The organism is Legionella birminghamensis, assembly GCF_900452515.1.
Lineage (GTDB): Bacteria > Pseudomonadota > Gammaproteobacteria > Legionellales > Legionellaceae > Legionella_C > Legionella_C birminghamensis.
The window spans coordinates 70,129-88,863 of the sequence record NZ_UGNW01000002.1 but is presented as its reverse complement, the minus strand read 5'-3'; the positions used below and the strand labels follow the sequence as shown (position 1 = coordinate 88,863).

Here is an 18,735-nt window from a genome sequence, read left to right as displayed (position 1 = left end):
TATTAGCTAATCACTGACTTACTTTGAAGTAGCAGCCCCTGCATTGTTCTTGTTGAACGTATTGCCCATCTGGTGTAAATCGTCTGGCATCCACCATACGGTTGACCTGCTCCATGCTTTGACAACCTCCACGCTCAACAAAAGGGCAACGAACGTCTTGATGGTCGAAAATCGAGTGCGAACATCCAGTGCTTCCTATTACAGAAAAAACACTCAACAAGACCAAGAATGGTTTAACCATGGCTATCTCCCCTAGGGTTCACAGATGAAAAGAAAGGTTGATTAGTAAGCCCATTCTGATTTAAGAATTGCTCTGCCGCGTTTGAGTCCGATTGAGGTGTGGACTGCGCAACAAGGGGCTCAATGCTGTCACTGGGAGCAGTCTCTTGCTCTGCCCGGCTGATAGTGGTCGTAATCGCTGCCTCATTTTGCGCGGATTGGTTGTTACCCGATTGACCGGATTCAAACGACTGATGCGCCCTATCAATCCAAAATCCTTTGGTAAACATTACGGAAACGCGCCTTCCCGCTCGCGCGACGACTAAGGGGTGATAGATATCAGCGATTTTCATGATGTAATCGGATATTTTATTGGCAGGATTACTCACCGCCCCGCCTGCAGCAGATTGTGCAAGAGTCGACGCCTGGCCGTAAGTGGTAATAGTGCCTGCCCCTGGATTGATGGTTTGTGCGGTGTTGAGATTTTTTAGTCCATCACCAAATCCCGCGATCATTCCTGCAGCTGCACTGTACTCCAAAAGCGGTTTGGTTTTCAAAATGGAGGTTCCGCGCAAATCCTGCATGGCATCCAAATCATAAACAGAACCATAGACTTTCTGCTCAAAACTTAAATTGGGTTTTGCACAGGATAAGGTTTCAAGATGCATCACCACTGCATCATCGGATAAATCGCCATAGGTTGAGACAATCGCCAGGCAACCATTGAGGCGCGAATGGCGATTGTTCGGCATTATTCCATCGGAATTGAGCCTGATAAGGGCTGTCCCCATATTTTTAGAGCCATTAATCCCTGCATCCCCTTTGGCGCCACTGAGCAGTATGCCCTCTACATGCGTGCCCGCCCAAACATAATTATCGGGCGTTCGTTCTTCTTTGGATTGACGGCGGTAATTGAAATTCACTGTTTCAAGGCCTGCTTTGGAATAAAACGTTTTTTCAGCTTGAATGCGCTGCTTTTGACGGGCAGCCATTTCCTCCCGGGTTGGCGGCCTTGCAGTACCCATGGCTAAATGGGTTTGCGAGGTTTTGAGCAAGGCGACCTGTAGTTTGGCATTCATTTCTTTATTTTCGAGTTCAAGTCGTTCTAATTGTTTTTTCATCTCACTAAGCAATGCCTGGCTCTCGGAATCGGCACCTTCCGATTGTTTAGCTTCCTTTTTTTTGTTTTTTTCAACCAGGGCTTTAAGCGCATCAATCTGGCGCTGCTGCTTTTCAAGCACCGCTTCATCACTTAGCTGACTAAATGCACTGTCTAACACTCCATCGAAAACCGGCTGGCTGTTCGGGTGAGATACCGGTGCCGGTTTTGACGAGTAAAGATAGAATCCATAACAACAGCCCCCGATAAACAGAAAAGCTAAGGCATTACGAAACTGCTCCATTTTGGCGCTATGGTTTTGATTCCCATTTTTATTTTTCTTCATCAACTTGCTAATCAGCTTCATCTCCCATGCCTCCTTGTTAACCGATGGCGGACTGTTCACGGTAAATGCCATAGAAATAAGCGGTTTGTTGGGGCTTAAGTCTCTTCTCTGAAAGCTCCATCGTCACAAGCTTTGGGTGCTCAAATAAGGCAGGAGTTAGTGCCATCTCACGTCGAGATTGGTTTTCGATGCGATACACATAGCCCGAAGAATCCTCTCCCTGATACTGCTTAACCAGGGTTACCTTTAAATGCTTATGCAGGTAAAACGTCGTGGGCTTCACTGGCACTTCCTGATAGCCCACCGGCATTGTTCCTTCCATGAGAGCCGTCATCAAATCACTGCTCTGGTATTGCCGCTTTTCCTTCATGTCCACAAAATCAAATCCTCTCATCTTTTTCGAGACAAACCGGATGGTTTTACCCAAATCTTCTATGGGGGATATGGTGGCTGAAAAATGATGATTTCTATCGGTAGTGAAGTACACCGTTAAGGGAATATGCGCTAAGGGCTTTAAGACCACAGCACCATCTAAGTCATCGTCATTCTCCTTATTTTGCTCTACGATGAAGGCGTGTTCAGGAAAGCTCACTTTAACGATTCGCTCCCCTTCCACATCAATGCGGTTAAAGTTTAGGGATGACAAAGACAGCGTAAATTGCTCCCCTTCTTCAAACTTAAAGGTAGCTACCGGAGTTGCTGCAGAAAGGCTTGTGGAAAATGCCATGCCTAGAACCAAACAATGAAATGACTTCATGAATGCACCTCCTGAATTGACATCGGCCACATCATCCCTTGCTTATAAGAGAACTGGACTAAATAGACTTTCGCTTGAGGCTTCACCTCAAGTCCATGACTGGTTCGATTCAAGGTGCCTTTGATTTTGGCTTGCACATTAGAGGGATCAATTTCAATGTCTTTTTCATAAAAGACACTACTGATATTTTTTTCTTTCACCACACTGATTTCAGAATCTAAAATCTTTTTGAATGCTTCCTGATGGGATGCGGGAATTAAATGAACGAGCGTTGCGAATCGTGACTCAACGGTTTCTGGATTGTAGGTTAACCGCAGTTGGATGACCTTTTTGGTCATATCTTTAATATAGGATGGAGAGTAGGAAGCGTTCCCCAAAAAGTACCCCTCTTCCGTACAGATGGGCAACCAATGCGTTTCTTTGTTTTTAACCACATAAAAACAAATCCCACCCAAAATAATCACGGCCAATGTCGCCGAAAATGCCCAGGCAAGGGTCAAGTTTAATAGCACCCTGTTTTTCAATACCACATTGTCACGAAAGATTCGGTTCATAAGGCTAGCCTACATAAATTCGGTGAGCGGAATTAGGGAATGTTCTAAAAAGTGGGGTTGTCATTGCATGCGGTAATGACCAATAGATGATCCCGAGTAAAACCCTTAGCGGTAATCCCCCGAACTTAAAATGCATGATGAGGCTTAAAACCGCACCAATAATGAAAAGCTGGGGAGCATATCCTATAAGCAACCCAATGCCCGTGAGCAAATACACGGGCAATCCAGTGGTTAAAGGAATTCCGGCAATACGCGGCTCTTCTGACAACATAAAGGTGGTATAGTTATGAGACATAACTTAAACCCCAATGAGTAAAAATCATGAGTAGCGGTAAGCCTACAAATATCCAGGGGCTTTTTTTGTTCATCCAGGTAACCCCGGCCACCAATGTTTCTGCACCATACAAATAACCCGGTAAGTCTGAATTCTTTCCGAAAGTAGCACTGACATCACTTTTCATTCCACTAAGATAGTTTTGCCCTGCTTCTGCATGACCAATACTGGTAAAACACACAATCAGTAACCAGCTGAAGACTAAAACAGGCATTGACCATTTCAAAAACTCATGGAGCTGAATGCTTTTCTCCCTGACCCTTGCATTGATAGTCATAAAATGTTTCTTTTTCATTTTGATAACTTCCCATGTATCACTTCTAATTGGTCGATGATGTGTTTTACTTCTTCTATGTAGGGAACAACTAACGAAGAGAAATACACGCAGCTCCATGTCTCTGACTTCACGTGCTCCAGTGTTTTATGGGCTAACTTAAGCGTTTCGGTTGCAGAATGAGTTCTATTCCTTTCAATGTATTCCCCAGATAGTTTCATTACAGCACCAGCATGGTTGACATCGACCGAGCAATACTCCTTGGTGTTCGTAGCCGCCAATTGGCTTAAATTGCTTCCAAGGTATTTGCAATCAATAGCCAGCTCTTCTTTCTCAACAGAGGCTGAATACACAGCGCCTGATAACACGATTGCCCCTATAAAAAGCATCGAATTTTTGTAAACATTCCTTCTCATTTTGAGTTGCTCTCCTTTTTCAGGTAAAAAAATCCCCTGCCCGAGTGTTCCTGGGCATAATTAATTCAGTTTGTTTAATGTTTATCGAGCGACTTAAAAAATCCCGGAAATGACTTTCACGAGCCCCTGCTCTAGGGCTGGACGTGCGTCAGCAAACTTTAAGTTGACCTTATCCGCATTCGACACGATTCGAACTCGATATTTTTTAAATGCACTGGTGTTTGAATAACTTTGAGAAGACCCACTAGATGATCCATTTCCAATATTCGCCCTGAATTGCTCTTTAACCTTAACTCCTCTTCCTGCATGCTCACTAATGAGCACATCAGTAATCATGGTGTAATTGACGTCTTTTACTAAGGCATCCGCGGCTAAACCAATGACACCTCCAGCAAGCCCTCCTGCAATCATCCCGTTGCTTGAATTGGTAAAACTGCCTGCAGCAGTTCCTACTGCTGCACCTGCAATAGCTGAACCATAGCCCCCGCCTAATGCAGATTGGCTTGCAGCAATACTCATCTTGCCAACCTTAAGCACATTCGCTTGTAAGAGATAATGAGCAGCCTCTGGATTATTCATCACCTTATAACCGTGAGAAACTAAGGCTGTTTTTAATTGGGGAGTAATATCCACGCTTTCATCGGAGGTATTTTTCACTGAAACATAAACTGTTTTCTCAGCATTCGAGACGGGCTCAAGAAAAACAGTCTCGCTTTGTTTTGTGCTGACTTGTAATGATCCATGTTCGATTGCGGTTTGGGTTGCAGCACAGCCTGCTAGTGCTAATACAGTACCCGATAAAAGAGCATTTGGTATTATTTTATTTTTTGCATTCATGCTTAAATCCTTGTTTTCGTACTTTAATTTTCAATCGAAGATCCCAGTCTGGTAACTGAAATATTCCAGAGACATCAAATGCCGGGAATTAATTGAATTATTTTCTGAAAAAATCGCATATAAAGCGCTTCATTTCATCACTATAAGTCCTGTCATTTTTCGATCTTCAATTAATCTATGTTTGTGCATTTATTATTTTTGGAAAGAGCGATTGACTCATCATCTAATGCACTGTTTCATTTTCAAATGGATATATAAAAAATAACTGCTGACGCTTCAGCCATGTATATACAAATACTGCAGCTTGTGCATGTTTATCGAAATCAAATCCACCGATTTCTATAGCTGCTTTTTGCAAACACAATATGCATCCTTCCAAAATATCAAATATTTCTTGCTCTGCTTCCATAATTAATTGCATAGATAAGCGAAATACTATTGAACCATCATTTGATAAAAGGTGCATTCACCTAGGTGCAGGATTGTTAAATAATTTTGGATTATTTGAAATGAAACTAAATAAAGTAAGCGTTGTAATCGTAGGAAACTGTTTTGTGTTTTGCTAATTTTACATAATCACTAAAGAGTTGGTGGAGGTTTGAGTTATATAAATTTTTTTCTCTTAGCCAATTTACAAACTCTTCTTTCCTTAACAAATTACGCTCTTCTCTAAAGAGTTCGATTTGATAAATTAGTTCAATCTCCGTTATTTCATATTGTTGTTGATCTATAAGTGAAATTAGATATTTAAAATGTGCCTCATTGCTTTTATTCTGGGGTACAGATAGAAATTTCATAATACTTTCAACACGTGAATCTTCAACCTCAAACTCAATTTGCGTATGACTTGTTGAAGGAAGCGACAACATAGATTCAATTGCTTTCTTTTCAAAAAGAGTAAACTCTCTTTCTCTCTGACCATTAGAGTATGGTATTGATAGATTGGTTGATTGATTATTTAAAAAAAGTAACAAGGACTTCGCATCCTCTCTTTTTATATCAATGTAATTAGTTTTAATTAAATTAAATAATGGAGCTGGAAGATGATCGGCAATCTTTTCCCACGTTCTATCCGCATAAAAGATGGTTCGTATTAGCTCTATAATCTCTTCCTTATTTGATATATTCATTCGTTCAAGGGTTACACGAATATTGATCAATGGAATGGTTTGTATGCTGTTATACTTAGAATACGAAATGGCGACTTCATCATCTCCATCTATTTTTTTATGCTTATACATTTCATAAACATACCCATGTCCTATCATGCCAAATAAATCCAATTCTGCTGCCCTCAATGCACCCATGGAGGCAGCCCCGATAACAGTAATCCCATAGTCTAACGCATTTAATATTTCTTTATGCCATACAGAAGGAACCCACGAAAAATTTCCATCAATGATTACGATTCGTTTATACCTATCCTTAATTGCTTTAAGAATATCGCCTTTTTTTACCGATAATTGATAATTTGCTTCTGGGAATATAGCAGACGCCTCTCGATGGTCTAAAGATGTCTCTACAAAAACTACTGTGTCATACATTGGTTTAGCAAGTCCATTGAAATAAGTTTAACCTTCACAATACATATTTCTTTGTCATAATATGTATACACTAGGATGTCTTCATTGTTCGCTTGGATTTTTCTAAATAGTATTGAAATAGCCTCTTCTATAGTTTTTGCAGAATAATCGAGTACCTCAGTAAAGTTTTTTTTATTAGTGATATTAGGGAACTCACTAAACCCTGAGTAATATTTAGTATTGATCAGATCATCCCGTGATCCTGCTATAGTAGTTAATCGCGATTGAATGGCTTCTGTGATAGCCCGATTTAAAGCTATTGTTTTATCTATATGACATCCATTGCCTTTAAATAAGATTTGATTTTCGAATGTTTTTTTTGATTTAATCAAAACCTCAAAAGATGGAATTCTATAATTGTTCTCTTTGTAAGTAATTGAAAGGTTAAGGCAGCTCGATATTTTATTGATTAATTGACTTTCAAAATAATGTATATGGTTTTCGCAATGTACGTCTTGTCGCTCAATTACTTCCAAAATCCCATGTAATAATGCCTCGTTATAGGTATTTCCCCCGGCTAGCCCTGTTGAATCAGGGGAATAAATCAACACCTCAGGCAAATAGGAGTTTAAAGAATATTCAGCAAATGGCACAAGAACAGATTTATTTGAGAATAGTAATTTAGCACTTATCCAATTAATGGGTAGTTTTTGATTGGTAAAACGAACTGATTTAGCCAAGTGGTTAATTGGTATGAAGGATTTTCCCGATTTTATTAAATCATGCTCTGATACATTAAAAAGTTCTGGTTTGAGCTCTTCGGCAAAATATACTTCTATTGATTCCATCAGTGCAGAACATTGAGCAGCTTCTTTCGTTATGCCTTTTCCCTGACTTGTAGTTAAAGATTTTGCTCTAGGTCTAATAGCGGTACAGACAGGAATATTCACGTAATCCAAATAGGTGATATCTGCTAGCCTAGTTATTCCTGTAAGCTTCACAAAAGGCTTCAGCACATTGAGAGTATCTGCATAGTCACGAGCCCTAAATGATGTATGATTAATCATTATAAGCTCGCTTTTAAATAGTAGGCCTCAACTCCAATTTTTCTAAGTTCTGCGGCAAAACTTCTGCTTCTATAACCGGTTGAGCAATACAAAACCACTTTTTTATCTTTATAGGATAAAAAGAAATCATATTTAGAATTTTCTTGAATCGGAAAAAACATGTCATCATCAAGTTTTTTTACCTCTCTCTCCTCTCTTTGTCTGATATCAACTAAGAAATGCTTAGATCTATCTAGCTCCCATATTTCAATACCATCACTCTCTAATCTCCTTAAAGATTCAACATCCATCTTTTTATGCTTACAACTAATGCATTCTTCATTCTGTTTAATAATTAAGGATGACATACTAAAATCTCTTGCATCAAACACTTTCATTTGAGCCTGACGCTCTTTCTCCACATCAAGAAAGTGGTTTAAGGCAAGATTAGCTGTCATGGTTCCTGCTATTCCAGTCACAGTTCCTAAAATACCCGCCTCTGAACAATTAAGTATTGTTCCAGCAGGAGGAGGGCTTGGATATACACAACGATAGCAAATTTGTTTAGTGTCAAATAAAATAATTTGAACAATATTTTTTAAAATACTGCAACTTATGAACACTTTCTTTTTTAAAACGCAAAGATCATTTACTAAATATCTAGTTACATAATTGTCCGTTCCATCAATTATCAAATCAAAATCAGTAATTGCAGAATCGCCAAAACTAAGGTCAAACATAGTTGGATAGGCATCTATAATTATTTCAGGATTAACTTTACTTAAGACTTTTTTCGCTATTTCGGCTTTGTTAAATCCAACATCATCTTGGGTGAACAATATTTGTCGATGTAAATTGGAGTAAGCCACCCTATCGTTATCTACTAAGGCTATTCGACCAACACCTGAAGCTACCAAATACTGTGCTGCAGGACATCCTATACCACCCAAGCCTATTATCATAACTTTTGCATTTTGTATTTTCTCCTGTCCTTGTTCACCAATTAGAGCCACTTGGCGCTGATATCTATCCATCCCTCATCCTCCTGATATCGAGGTCACAATACATATTTCGTCTCTAGGACTAAGCGTGATACCTATGATTGAGAAAATTTGTTTTGAGTTCACGAAAATAGAAAGATGACCCTGCACATATCCATTATCGGTAAACATATCATTGAACCGACCTTGATAAAATTCAGCCAATATCTCCTCCAAGGTAGACTTGTTTGATAGCAATTTGATCTCTTGTTTATCAGAGTAATATTCTATTAATCGATACTCATACATGTTGTTACCTGTAGATTTTTTATTTAGCGATATATATAATCATTGATATTCAAATACCCATGTTGAAATATGAACGAACAATTTTTAAAAGACATAGTCAAAAATTCATCAGCAGCAAAAATGCGGCTTTGAAAATCCTATTGCTCGATTTCCACTATTTGTTGTTCTGAAAGGAACTCTCCGATTTCATTTACTTTTTCAAGGGAGTTATCCCAGCAAATCACCATGGCCGCTTTAGACATATGCTTGGCTGTTTCTATCCTATCTCCAGGCTTTATAAAAATAGTCCATTCATTTTGATTTCCCACGTTCGGCTTGATAATTTGTTTTACAAGTCCCTCTTTTCTTGGAAAATAACCACAGATAAAGTGATTTTCACTTTCCATTAGCTTTGGCGGCTGCACTTCACAAACTATACAACATAATATGGTTTCGAGGCTTATTGAATATTTCTTCTTGTACAATTTGTTTAATCCAATCCCGGGCGGTCTAGCGTTGGTTTCAAGGAACTGGATCTCCCCCTTTTCACCCATAAAAAACTCAGTATGTAGGACACCATTATTAAAATCTAAGAGATTTTTTATGATAATAGTTGCATCAATGATCAATTGCTTTGTTTGAGGATCTAAGATGTTCAAACTAAATATTGGCAAGCCTCTACTAACCATTAAATGATTTGGTGATGTATATTTTCTTGCCTCCGCAAACAAAATAGTACCATTATAAACCGCTATTTCAGAATGAAATAAATCAGAGTTTACAAAAGGCTGGGCAATATAGGTAATCTCGCTTTCTTTTCTACTAGCGATAAATTTTTTAAACTCTTCTTCTGTATTTATGTGGTAAGTTTCATAGGACCCAGACGAATTAACGGGCTTTATAAATATGTTATGGGTATTTAATTGATTAATAATCGATTCAAAATCAGAAGAACCCACCTCTGTTGCTTTTGGGTATGGGAATAAACCCTGCAACTTTTGATACATTAAATCTTTACGGCTTAATAACATTGCTTTTTCTAAATGCATACCCGGTATTTGTAGGTCATCCCTCACTTTTGCAATGTCTACAAACATTTCTTCAGAAAAGCATACAATATAATCAGGTCGAACAGAATTACAAATAATAAAAAGATCTTCGAATGAAAATGATTTTGTAAATACTGTATTAGAGTAAATTGATGCTTTTGATAAGTCTTTGATTAAGAATTGAGTATGAATTCCTAAGCTGAACAATAACTCATGATCTATAAGATCATAGTCTTGAAGAGAGTCTATACAAAGCAGTGTTTTAAAGCTCATTTTTATTTAATTCCAAAACATCCAACTAGAAATGTTGTTTTCGAAGGGAATTGCTCCTTTGAAAAGCCAAGCATATTACTTTGTTCTAAAAACCGTGGATCGTAATTGAACATTGCATCCTTTGGTAGCTTGAACAGAGAATTGGTTACTTGATTCTTCTTTTCATGAAAGAGGGTTAATTCAAGCATTGTTGCACTTTCAAAAAAAGGCGTATTTTTGAAGTGACCTAACTTTTTTATGTCATGTACGTATTGATAGTAGGTCTCATAGATCAACTCACATCGCTGAGGTTTATTCGAGAATGACGAGGGTTTAAACGCCATCTCCTCTTTTACAATAGAGTAAAAGACTGGACTGGTAACTCGTTTAATGAAATGTACAGGCTCCATTATGAACGGCGTATATTTTGTTTTATATATATCTCGGTATACATCTTGAATAAAATGTAATGGTAATAAATCGTCATTAACCGCCAATCCATATCCAGGAACTTGTCCCGCCCCTATTGCTATAAGCTGACTTATTGCATTATTAGCAAACTCATTCTGGGTGATTTCTTGGTTATTAGCTCTTATATAAGCCATCAAGTAATTATAAAAAGGTAAATTCGCGTAATAGCCTGTTTGATTTGAATCAAACTCCATTATCAAACTTAGAAGCTCAGGAAGTTTATTTTCTTTAATTGACTTAACAATTTCCGATGGAAAGACCAATAGCTTCGAACGCCAGGGACTGTTTGCAGCCTTACATAAGGCACTAAAAGTTAAGTAATGAGATTCGAGCTCATGAGGCACAGGTATAGTAGCCTTAAAGTATTTTTCTAAACTAGCGTGTGGTCTTGCGTCTGCCACAGGACTAAGTAAGAATGTATTTCTAGCGCCGGATGATATTTGTAGAATATCTGTGGGATGATGTGTATTTGACGCATTATAAAGAGAACTAACGCTAAAGAAATCCCCCTCTTTATAGACTTGATGTGTACTTGATTTACCTCTGAATTCAATAAACATCTCCATTCGTTTTTCCAAAACCATTGAAAATGGAACTGAAGTAAGCTTTCCATTTTGATTTGGAAGGTAAAAATACTCTTCATCCGCAATTATTTGACCATATTCATATTCAAGCACCGTAAAAAGCATATTTTCGATGCCATCTATAGTTCTTAGAATGTTATAGAGACGATTATTAACACGAGCTATGTCAAAACTAACCTTATCCCAAGATAACTCACTCATATAACACTAACTTTTTTCTATTTACGTATAGGAATACTACAAGAGAAAGTTGTTCCATTCAATCATGATGTCATTTACATAACAAAATTTATTGGGTAAAAAACAAATTCTTATTGCATTAAAGAGTTTCAAGTTATAAATTACATCACTTGAAATACATTCAATACGAAATGGAGTTTATAGAATGAACATTGATTATGTAGATTCTCAGATTCTAAAAATGATAATCACAGGTAACCAAGTCACCGAAATTGCCGAAACCACGAATAAATCAAAACGTTATATTTTATATCGACTCAGTGACTTAAAGACCAGTTTCAATTGTAAAACTACCCCACAATTAATTTATACGTTAACGACCTCAGGATTAATCAAGTAAGTTATATGGATGTATTATGAATAATTCAATTTATTATCATGGCTTCAACAGACTTCTCTCTCTGACAAAATCCCCGAAAGAGGCTTTACTTTTAGACAAAATAATATTTCACTCTCAGGGAAGCTTATTAAAACGAGATGGAAGATTATGGTTTACAAGAAAAATTCCTGATTTAGCAACAGATCTTGGTTTTAGTGAAAGTAGGATCTATATATATCTAAAAAACTTAGAAGAAGCAGGGTACATCATCCGAAGAAGATTTAAATTTTATGGTGTTCCAAGATGTTTTATAGGGCTAACCGATTCACTGCAAAATCAATTAAAAATCTATAGCAAGCCACCAAATACAATTGAAATAAAAGAAAAAACATCCTCTATTAATACTGATATAAGCGAGAGAATTGACTCTCCCGTTTCAAGAGATTCTAGTAATAAAGAAAAAAATAGAGTAATTAATAATATTACTTACTGTAATTCTCAGTCAAAACTGGCTTTTTCTGAATTTAATGCCGTTAAGGGGATGCTGTTTAATATCCAGAAAGCTCCAGGCGTAAAAATTTCATCCCCTCAAAAAGTATTTGACGAAATATTATTTTCCTTAGGCAGCAAAGAACAATTCCCTTCTATTGACTCTTTTAAGCACAAATTAAATATTATCTCTAAACTTCTTCGTACAAATCGCTGGAGAACGCCAAAGGGATTTGACAAATATTCACCCAATGCAAGTTTTTACAAAAAAGAAGAGGAAAAAAATAACGCTTTGCGTACAAAGTTAAGAAGAGAGGAGCTAGCGTATTCGGGGTTAGACGAATTCACTATAGCCAAACGCTTACAAAATTTGAATGAATCTATCCCTCAACCTTCTTTGAGAAGTAACTTACTCAGAGATTTACAAGTCCAGCAAAGCGTTATAAATGGAATTAAAAAAAATATGAAAACGATAAACAATGGAAATATTTTAAATAACTTTTTATCCATGTTATCCCAGGAGGAAGTCAAACTATCCAAAATACAAGACCAAATGTCTTCATTAATCTAATATGAGTTTTTCGGACTGCTGAATGGTTTGTGTTTCTATGATCTTATCGATAGACTTTGAAAACCACCATAATAAAAATGCACCCAGTAAAGCACATAGCCCTAATTGGGTAAATGTCTTCATATAATATTCATTACTGATTAAAGGATTTAATGATTCAGACTTTGTCATCAAATTAGAAAAATAATTGGCTAATGTTGCTGATATTCCTGGAGCCATCATCCATATACCCATCATTGACCCTTGAAGTTTCTTAGGTGCAAGATGCCCAATCATTGCATAGCCCACAGGAGCAATTAATAATTCACCGATAGACTGGAATAAATAATGACCTACAATCCAAATCATGCCAGTTAACCCATCATCATTAACGGTTAGAACCCCTAAAGCCAGCCAAACAAAAGACAAGGCGATGAACGACAATGAAAAAACAAACTGGTTGCATATTGTAAAAACAATATTCTGCATACGAAGTCGGTTAATCAAAAAGATCATGCAGGGCGAGCCGATAATAACAAATATGGAGTTCAGATTCATAAGCCATTGAGGAGGTACAAGATATGAGCCTATGGTGGAGTTAACGTTGTATTTTAAAAACTGAGCAACCCCTAATGGTCCTACAAAATATAACATCCAGAACAAGATAGAACTCACAGCCAATATTACAAATGAATATATTTTTCTTTGCTGGGTTATATTGTTAGAACGCTTCGCAGCGGCAAAGATATACAACAAAGCTAAAATTCCGAAAGTGAGAATGAGAATATTTGCTATCCAAGTATAATCAAAGCCTATAGCTAAAACGGGGATTAGCAGCAAAAGACAGAATAAACCCATTTTTCCCTTCTTAATTTCTAATTTGAGAGTGGCAGACTCTTTAGTAAGATATTTCCATGATTTGATTATAAAAAATCCAATCATCAAACTAACGACGTTACTCATTTCAAATAAATGATCATAATTATCTTTGATATCAATGAATCCACTTAACAAAAAACCAGAAAGAAAACCAATATTCATTGCACTGTAGTTTAAAAAAAAGGCTTTTTCCCTAAGGGGACTCTCATCAGCAGAAAATAGTTGTGTTATCAGGCAGTTAATACAAGTAGATCCAAAGCCTGAGCCTATTAGAAATAGACTCAGTCCCAAATAAATGAAAGACTCATAATAATTCAGTATTATTAAACCTACAGCCTGTATTATAGTGGATACAGCAAATAGGAGCCGATTACTTAATAATTTATCTCCTATATATCCGGCTGCAAAATGAAGAATAAAATTCGAAGCAAAGAAAAAACTAACAATACCATTCGATTGGATTTGGCTTAAACCCATATAATTGGTTAAATAAAGACACAATGAAGAAAAGAGGATCGCAAAACTGAATGTGGTCAATCCATTTAACCAATGTAAATAAACTATACCTTTTTTACCATTCGCAACCTTCATTTCCTATCCTTTGATTTGATCTTGGGGCGGAGCATTGCCAGCTAACACAGTGTGTAGCTGGAAACAAAACTAGAAATAGATAATACCGCCAATTTTATAAAACCAAAAGTTTGATTGCATAAGCTCCCCACCAACAGGGTTTTTATTTTTAGCAGTTGCCATTGATTCATATTTCGACAGAAAAAGAGCATTCGCGAACATTCCACTGGACATAATTATAAATTCATCATAAAGAAGTGCACAAACTCTAATACATTTTCTCCAGTTGTGACGGTCACACTAATGAACCGAGTCAGGTCTTGGATAATATTTATTTACGAAGCATCAGAGAACTTTAATACTGCCGCATTTTTTCGTCCACTGGCATCTTCTCTAACGAATAAATAAAAATGTTTACCACCACTATTTTTTCTATCTTGATAGTTTGGTCTAGACATATCTTCATAAAGAATAGGTTCCATATCTACTCTAAAAAAAGCAAGACGCGGCTCAATGGATGACACCGTTTGATTACTTTCGTCTTTCATAATTTAGCTAGCATTGCAGCAGTAACTACTGTTTTCTATAAATAACCTTTTTATATCCAAGATATCCCGTGCCACTAAAAAGGTTACATTGACTTAAAAAATTTCTTTATCTCAATGATTTAAAAAACAATAATATACATTAAATCAAACAGTTAAGCTTCAGTTTCATTTATGAAACTGAGTTTAATTCCAGATATTCATTTAACGCATCAAGAACAACACTCTTAATCGCTTCAGGACTAAAATTAACTAAATTTGATCTATTCAACTCAAAAACCACTTTCCTTGATGTTACATCATTTGTCTTAATTATTATTTTATCTTCCAACTTAAATGTTTTATAAATCTTATTTTTATTTTCTTTATTATCAATTGAACTTATTAGTTCATTAATAATAACGTTAGTTTTTATCGGTGATTTTCGACTCGAGATTACATCATTCAATTGTCTTGCTTTGTTTATAATGAGCTCTTTGTTCGTAGTATTTTTTTCTAACAACAATACCAAGGTATACACGGGGTTAATCTTTAGGAGAGTAATATCTCTAAAAAGGTTTATAATTTCTCTGTATTCTATAATCTTAGCAGCAGACAACATTTTAGATAGCTTACTCTTTTTAAGATCTAGAGCTTTCGCCATCTCATCTTGACTATCAAATAAATTAGCTTCTAATTGTTGTTTAAAACTGATCGCATCTTCAAACTCACTAATGTCATTCCTGTCTTTATTTTCTAAATTCATTAGAATTGCGCATTCACGATCATTAGCATCCGTGGCCTTGATACGAACTTTTATTCCCAAATGATTGCATGCAAACCATCTTCTTCTTCCTGCAATAATTTCCCAATGTTTACCATCAGCGTCATTTTCTAGTTTTCGAGCAAAAATAGGAACTTTTTGGCCATTCTTTCTAATAGAAGAAATAAGGTCTTGGCATTTATCTACACTCATCCAAATATTGTCTCTATTATGGAATTTCCATGGACGACAATCAGACGGTTCAACTAAAAATTCGGTTCCTCTAACTGCTTCGCTATGATTGTTCTTTTTTTCTTGATTCAAAGTCCTTGAAGTAGCAGGCAATATAATTTTATTGCTAACATCTGTTGAATTAGAATTATTAGCAACTACTCCCGAAAGAGATCTCTTCTTACGCATAGACATTTTCACCTCCTAAAACAAATTTTCCTTCTTTCTCTAATTTCTTAAGTTTGCTTGGCCATGTTTTCCATAGCTCTGTCTCGATCTCCTTACAAAAAGAATTGATTATATTTAATGCCCTTTTTTGTGGCCGGCGTACCTCTAAGGCAGTTTGAAAATCGATAGCTGCGTTACCTATTTCAGTTGTGTGCAAAAAATACTTGCTCATCATATGGTAACCAAATACATCCTGCATAATAGGTAGAAACTCTCTATGATTGATTTGATTGGGAAAAACATCTGTAGCTAATATCTTAATGAATTTATATTCTTTATCAGAGTCAATCATTTCAATTACATTTTCTATCATTCGAAGATACTGGACGGTTGAGCTAAACTCATATAATGCAGGTGGCGTTGGTACAACAATGGCGTCAGCTGCACACAGAATATTCATTGACGTAAATCCTAATGCCGGAGGGCTGTCTATAATCACTAAATCATAGGAATCCTTAACCGTGTCAATTCCTTGCTTAAGCTCTGTAAAGACATAATTTTTTTCAATTGAAGGTAGATTCCTTATTTGTTCTGCTATACCCAGTTCAAGATTATAAAGTTGCAAGTTTGAAGGGATAATATCTAAACCTTCCCAATATGATTTCCTAATACAATAATGCAAACTATCTATTTCGCCCTTAAAATATGGCAATAATGTACTATTATCATCAATATCGCGATCAGGGATGTAACCAAAGCTACTAGTAGATGAGGCTTGAGAGTCCATATCTATAAATAAAACCCTATAACCCATTGTCGCGAAATATTGAGCAGCAGAAACGCTAGTTACAGACTTTCCAACTCCACCCTTAAAAGTTTGAATTGCCAAAGTTAAACATTCATCTAAATCAGAGTCTCTTCTAGGAAATGTTTTGAAATGACTTCTAAATTGATTTATTTGTCTTAACGTATAGCCAGATATCCTATTTGTTGATTCATATTTTTCAAGATTATCAAGGAGCCCATCTGCTATCAGTTGATTTTGGATTTTGAGGAGAGAGCTACTTGATCTACCTACTAACTCAGCAGCCTCTTTCAAAGACCATCTTCTTTCTAAGATTTTTTTATTGTTAGGAGTTCTACCGCTTTCTTCTATTTGCCGTAGAACACTTTCTCCACGAGCTATTAATGCTCTTATATATTCTACACCAGTCTGGTTTTTCATTTTTTCCATTTCAATAAATTATATGAAATTCAAATCTATATGTTAATTACTTATTTATCAACTTATAAATTAAGAATTCCGTGTTTTTTATTTTTCAAAGACATATATTGCGGATTTCTTTGCATTGTTATAGAGTTAGCGAAAGAGTAGTTGTATAGAGCAGGATTTTGTAATTTGATACCAATCAAATGAATCTAACTGATTACTCAATAAACATTAAGAGAGGATTGTATCGTATAGGTTAGTTACAGCAAGATAGTTGAGGAAAAGTCTGCAAACTCTTCCTCAATTAAACATAAAGATTAGCTTGGAACGAAGCTAAACACCAAAAACATCAAGGAATAAATAGTTCCATCGAAATTTTTGGATCCATCCACGGATTATTTTAGCTTTGTTCCCCTAAAAAAACAATAAAAACAATAAAGGTAAGGGATATTATCTATGGGGAACCTTTGTTCAATTTTTCACATGAGATTTAAAAGTCTTATGAAAGTTATTCCATCTGCCCGAAAAGCGCAGCTTGTGGATTATATACTGCTCGGCTGGCAAACCAGTACCTACACTTTAAAAAACTCAAATCATAAATGGTTTATGAAGCCTTACGCTCAAATCGTAGAAGACACAGGCATCCCCAAAAGCACCCTGGAGCGATACATCAAAGAATTACACGAAGAAGGATTCATTGAAAGACGCCAAGCGCTCTATAGTAGAACCAGAGAGCAGGGTGGCTTTGAAGTTAAAAAGGGTAATTACATTCACATTACCGACAAACTACTGACATTAATTAAACCCTCTGAACCCGTTTCAAATACTCAACCATCTGATCTAAACCATATCCACAATGATATCAATGAGTCCAATGAGGATAAGCATCAAAAGCAGGGCAATATAGAACCAAAATGCAATAATGTTAATATAAATGAGGGGATCGATCCCCTCAAAATGAGGGGATTATATATAAGTGATCTTTATCCCTCTTCTTTTATTAATACTATTAGTTTTAAAAAATTAACTCGTTCTGTGGATAAACCCACACTACACCGATTAAGCCAGCAATTCGATACTATCCAGAACTTTTTCTATTCAGAAATCAAGGAAGAAATCCCCGATGAAGTCAAAAAACTGGTATTAGGCACGTTTTTCAATCTAAGTTTTGCACACAAAAAGCAACTTTCATCCCCGAAGCAACTGGCAGCGGAATATTTATTTGCCCTGCTTAACAGTGAATTTTATTTACCGAATGTGACCTGTTTTACACACCGAAATAACATCCTTTCAAAAATGATCCGGGAAAATCGTTGGCGGACTCCTAAGGGATTCTATAAGCACTTTTATTTGGGACAAGATTTTAAAGACCAACAGGAGCTGCGCGAGGAACGATATCAGCAGCAGAAAAATAGCGAAATAAATTACGACTATGAGAGGATGTCAGAGCAAAAAGACGAACGACTTGTCCAGTTAGAAGCGCAAATGCTTGAAAAAAGCCTCTTAATTGAGAAGTTGACTCAAAGTATCTATCAGCAATCCACTGAAGAAATGATTGTTTCGATTAGAGAGCGTATTCAAAACATAAAACACGAACTGGAGCACCTATGGCAGCAACAGTTTTTAATTGAGCAAGAGAATGAACGGCAACCATTTAACCCCATGAAGCAGTGTGCATAAGTAGGGGAAACTGTAGAAAGCAGGAATCATCCTTCTTGGTGTTTCTTAATGGAAAGGTACTCAGGATTAAGTGCTAAAGACTG

At 36.4% G+C, this 18,735-nt stretch carries 20 protein-coding genes; 2 read left to right on the top strand and 18 right to left on the bottom strand.

Translation table 11 applies throughout. From position 1 onward, the window contains the following. Positions 1–10: 10 nt before the first annotated feature. From DYH42_RS16740 to DYH42_RS15775, 14 genes are all read right to left on the bottom strand, one after another. Complete coding sequence (locus DYH42_RS16740; protein ID WP_083503140.1) at positions 11–241, bottom strand: hypothetical protein; 231 nt, start codon at positions 239–241, stop codon at positions 11–13. Next, positions 234–1,685 carry a TraB/TrbI/VirB10 family type IV secretion system protein gene (locus tag DYH42_RS15840; protein ID WP_058523965.1) on the bottom strand — a complete coding sequence of 484 codons (1,452 nt, stop codon included), beginning with the start codon at positions 1,683–1,685 and terminating at the stop codon, positions 234–236. The genes DYH42_RS16740 and DYH42_RS15840 overlap by 8 nt, the downstream gene beginning before the upstream one ends. Positions 1,686–1,701: 16 nt before the next feature. Then, positions 1,702–2,421 carry a type-F conjugative transfer system secretin TraK gene (gene traK / locus DYH42_RS15835; RefSeq protein ID WP_058523966.1) on the bottom strand — a complete coding sequence of 240 codons (720 nt, stop codon included), beginning with the start codon at positions 2,419–2,421 and terminating at the stop codon, positions 1,702–1,704. Then, positions 2,418–2,975: a TraE/TraK family type IV conjugative transfer system protein gene (locus DYH42_RS15830; protein ID WP_058523967.1), complete on the bottom strand. Its 558-nt coding sequence runs from the start codon at positions 2,973–2,975 to the stop codon at positions 2,418–2,420. The genes traK and DYH42_RS15830 overlap by 4 nt, the downstream gene beginning before the upstream one ends. Before the next feature lie 4 nt (positions 2,976–2,979). Then, positions 2,980–3,270 carry a type IV conjugative transfer system protein TraL gene (traL, locus tag DYH42_RS15825; RefSeq protein ID WP_058523968.1) on the bottom strand — a complete coding sequence of 97 codons (291 nt, stop codon included), beginning with the start codon at positions 3,268–3,270 and terminating at the stop codon, positions 2,980–2,982. Further along, positions 3,260–3,604 carry a type IV conjugative transfer system pilin TraA gene (locus DYH42_RS15820; protein ID WP_237759030.1) on the bottom strand — a complete coding sequence of 115 codons (345 nt, stop codon included), beginning with the start codon at positions 3,602–3,604 and terminating at the stop codon, positions 3,260–3,262. The genes traL and DYH42_RS15820 overlap by 11 nt, the downstream gene beginning before the upstream one ends. Continuing rightward, positions 3,601–3,999 carry a hypothetical protein gene (locus DYH42_RS15815; RefSeq protein ID WP_058523969.1) on the bottom strand — a complete coding sequence of 133 codons (399 nt, stop codon included), beginning with the start codon at positions 3,997–3,999 and terminating at the stop codon, positions 3,601–3,603. The genes DYH42_RS15820 and DYH42_RS15815 overlap by 4 nt, the downstream gene beginning before the upstream one ends. 93 nt (positions 4,000–4,092) lie before the next feature. After that, positions 4,093–4,836 (bottom strand): complement resistance protein TraT, encoded by a 744-nt coding sequence (locus DYH42_RS15810; RefSeq protein ID WP_058523970.1) that lies wholly within the window; start codon positions 4,834–4,836, stop codon positions 4,093–4,095. A 223-nt stretch (positions 4,837–5,059) separates the two neighbouring features. Further along, positions 5,060–5,245 (bottom strand): hypothetical protein, encoded by a 186-nt coding sequence (locus DYH42_RS15805; protein WP_058523990.1) that lies wholly within the window; start codon positions 5,243–5,245, stop codon positions 5,060–5,062. A gap of 106 nt (positions 5,246–5,351) precedes the next feature. Continuing rightward, positions 5,352–6,380: a TfuA-like protein gene (locus DYH42_RS15800; protein WP_058523971.1), complete on the bottom strand. Its 1,029-nt coding sequence runs from the start codon at positions 6,378–6,380 to the stop codon at positions 5,352–5,354. Beyond that, positions 6,365–7,426: a YcaO-like family protein gene (locus DYH42_RS15795; RefSeq protein WP_115317193.1), complete on the bottom strand. Its 1,062-nt coding sequence runs from the start codon at positions 7,424–7,426 to the stop codon at positions 6,365–6,367. The genes DYH42_RS15800 and DYH42_RS15795 overlap by 16 nt, the downstream gene beginning before the upstream one ends. Then, a complete protein-coding gene (locus DYH42_RS15790) occupies positions 7,426–8,439 on the bottom strand; it encodes a HesA/MoeB/ThiF family protein (protein ID WP_058523973.1) in 1,014 nt (337 codons plus the stop codon). Before DYH42_RS15790 ends, DYH42_RS15795 begins: the two co-directional genes overlap by 1 nt. 392 nt (positions 8,440–8,831) lie before the next feature. Beyond that, positions 8,832–9,995, bottom strand: coding sequence for an ATP-grasp domain-containing protein (locus DYH42_RS15780; RefSeq protein WP_058523975.1), 1,164 nt, complete (start codon positions 9,993–9,995; stop codon positions 8,832–8,834). Between the two features lie 2 nt (positions 9,996–9,997). Next, positions 9,998–11,230, bottom strand: a complete 1,233-nt coding sequence (locus DYH42_RS15775; protein WP_058523976.1) for a hypothetical protein — start codon at positions 11,228–11,230, stop codon at positions 9,998–10,000. 395 nt (positions 11,231–11,625) lie between these two features. Here DYH42_RS15775 and DYH42_RS15765 point away from each other — a divergent pair, with 395 nt between their 5' ends. Continuing rightward, the gene (locus tag DYH42_RS15765) at positions 11,626–12,648 is read left to right on the top strand and encodes a helix-turn-helix domain-containing protein (RefSeq protein WP_058523978.1); all 1,023 of its coding nucleotides are present in this window, start codon (positions 11,626–11,628) and stop codon (positions 12,646–12,648) included. On the opposite strand, the gene DYH42_RS15760 is transcribed toward DYH42_RS15765, so the two are convergent. The 4 genes from DYH42_RS15760 to DYH42_RS15745 form a co-directional block, all read right to left on the bottom strand. After that, entirely contained in the window at positions 12,640–14,097 is a 1,458-nt protein-coding gene (locus tag DYH42_RS15760) for a peptide MFS transporter (RefSeq protein ID WP_058523979.1), read from the bottom strand. The genes DYH42_RS15765 and DYH42_RS15760 overlap by 9 nt on opposite strands. 314 nt (positions 14,098–14,411) lie before the next feature. Continuing rightward, complete coding sequence (locus DYH42_RS15755) at positions 14,412–14,624, bottom strand: hypothetical protein (protein WP_058523980.1); 213 nt, start codon at positions 14,622–14,624, stop codon at positions 14,412–14,414. Between the two features lie 169 nt (positions 14,625–14,793). Continuing rightward, positions 14,794–15,789, bottom strand: coding sequence for a ParB/RepB/Spo0J family partition protein (locus DYH42_RS15750; RefSeq protein WP_058523981.1), 996 nt, complete (start codon positions 15,787–15,789; stop codon positions 14,794–14,796). Then, positions 15,776–16,996, bottom strand: coding sequence for an AAA family ATPase (locus tag DYH42_RS15745; RefSeq protein WP_083503141.1), 1,221 nt, complete (start codon positions 16,994–16,996; stop codon positions 15,776–15,778). The genes DYH42_RS15750 and DYH42_RS15745 overlap by 14 nt, the downstream gene beginning before the upstream one ends. Positions 16,997–17,473: 477 nt before the next feature. Here DYH42_RS15745 and DYH42_RS15740 point away from each other — a divergent pair, with 477 nt between their 5' ends. Continuing rightward, complete coding sequence (locus DYH42_RS15740) at positions 17,474–18,652, top strand: helix-turn-helix domain-containing protein (protein WP_242604338.1); 1,179 nt, start codon at positions 17,474–17,476, stop codon at positions 18,650–18,652. Positions 18,653–18,735 lie beyond the last annotated feature (83 nt).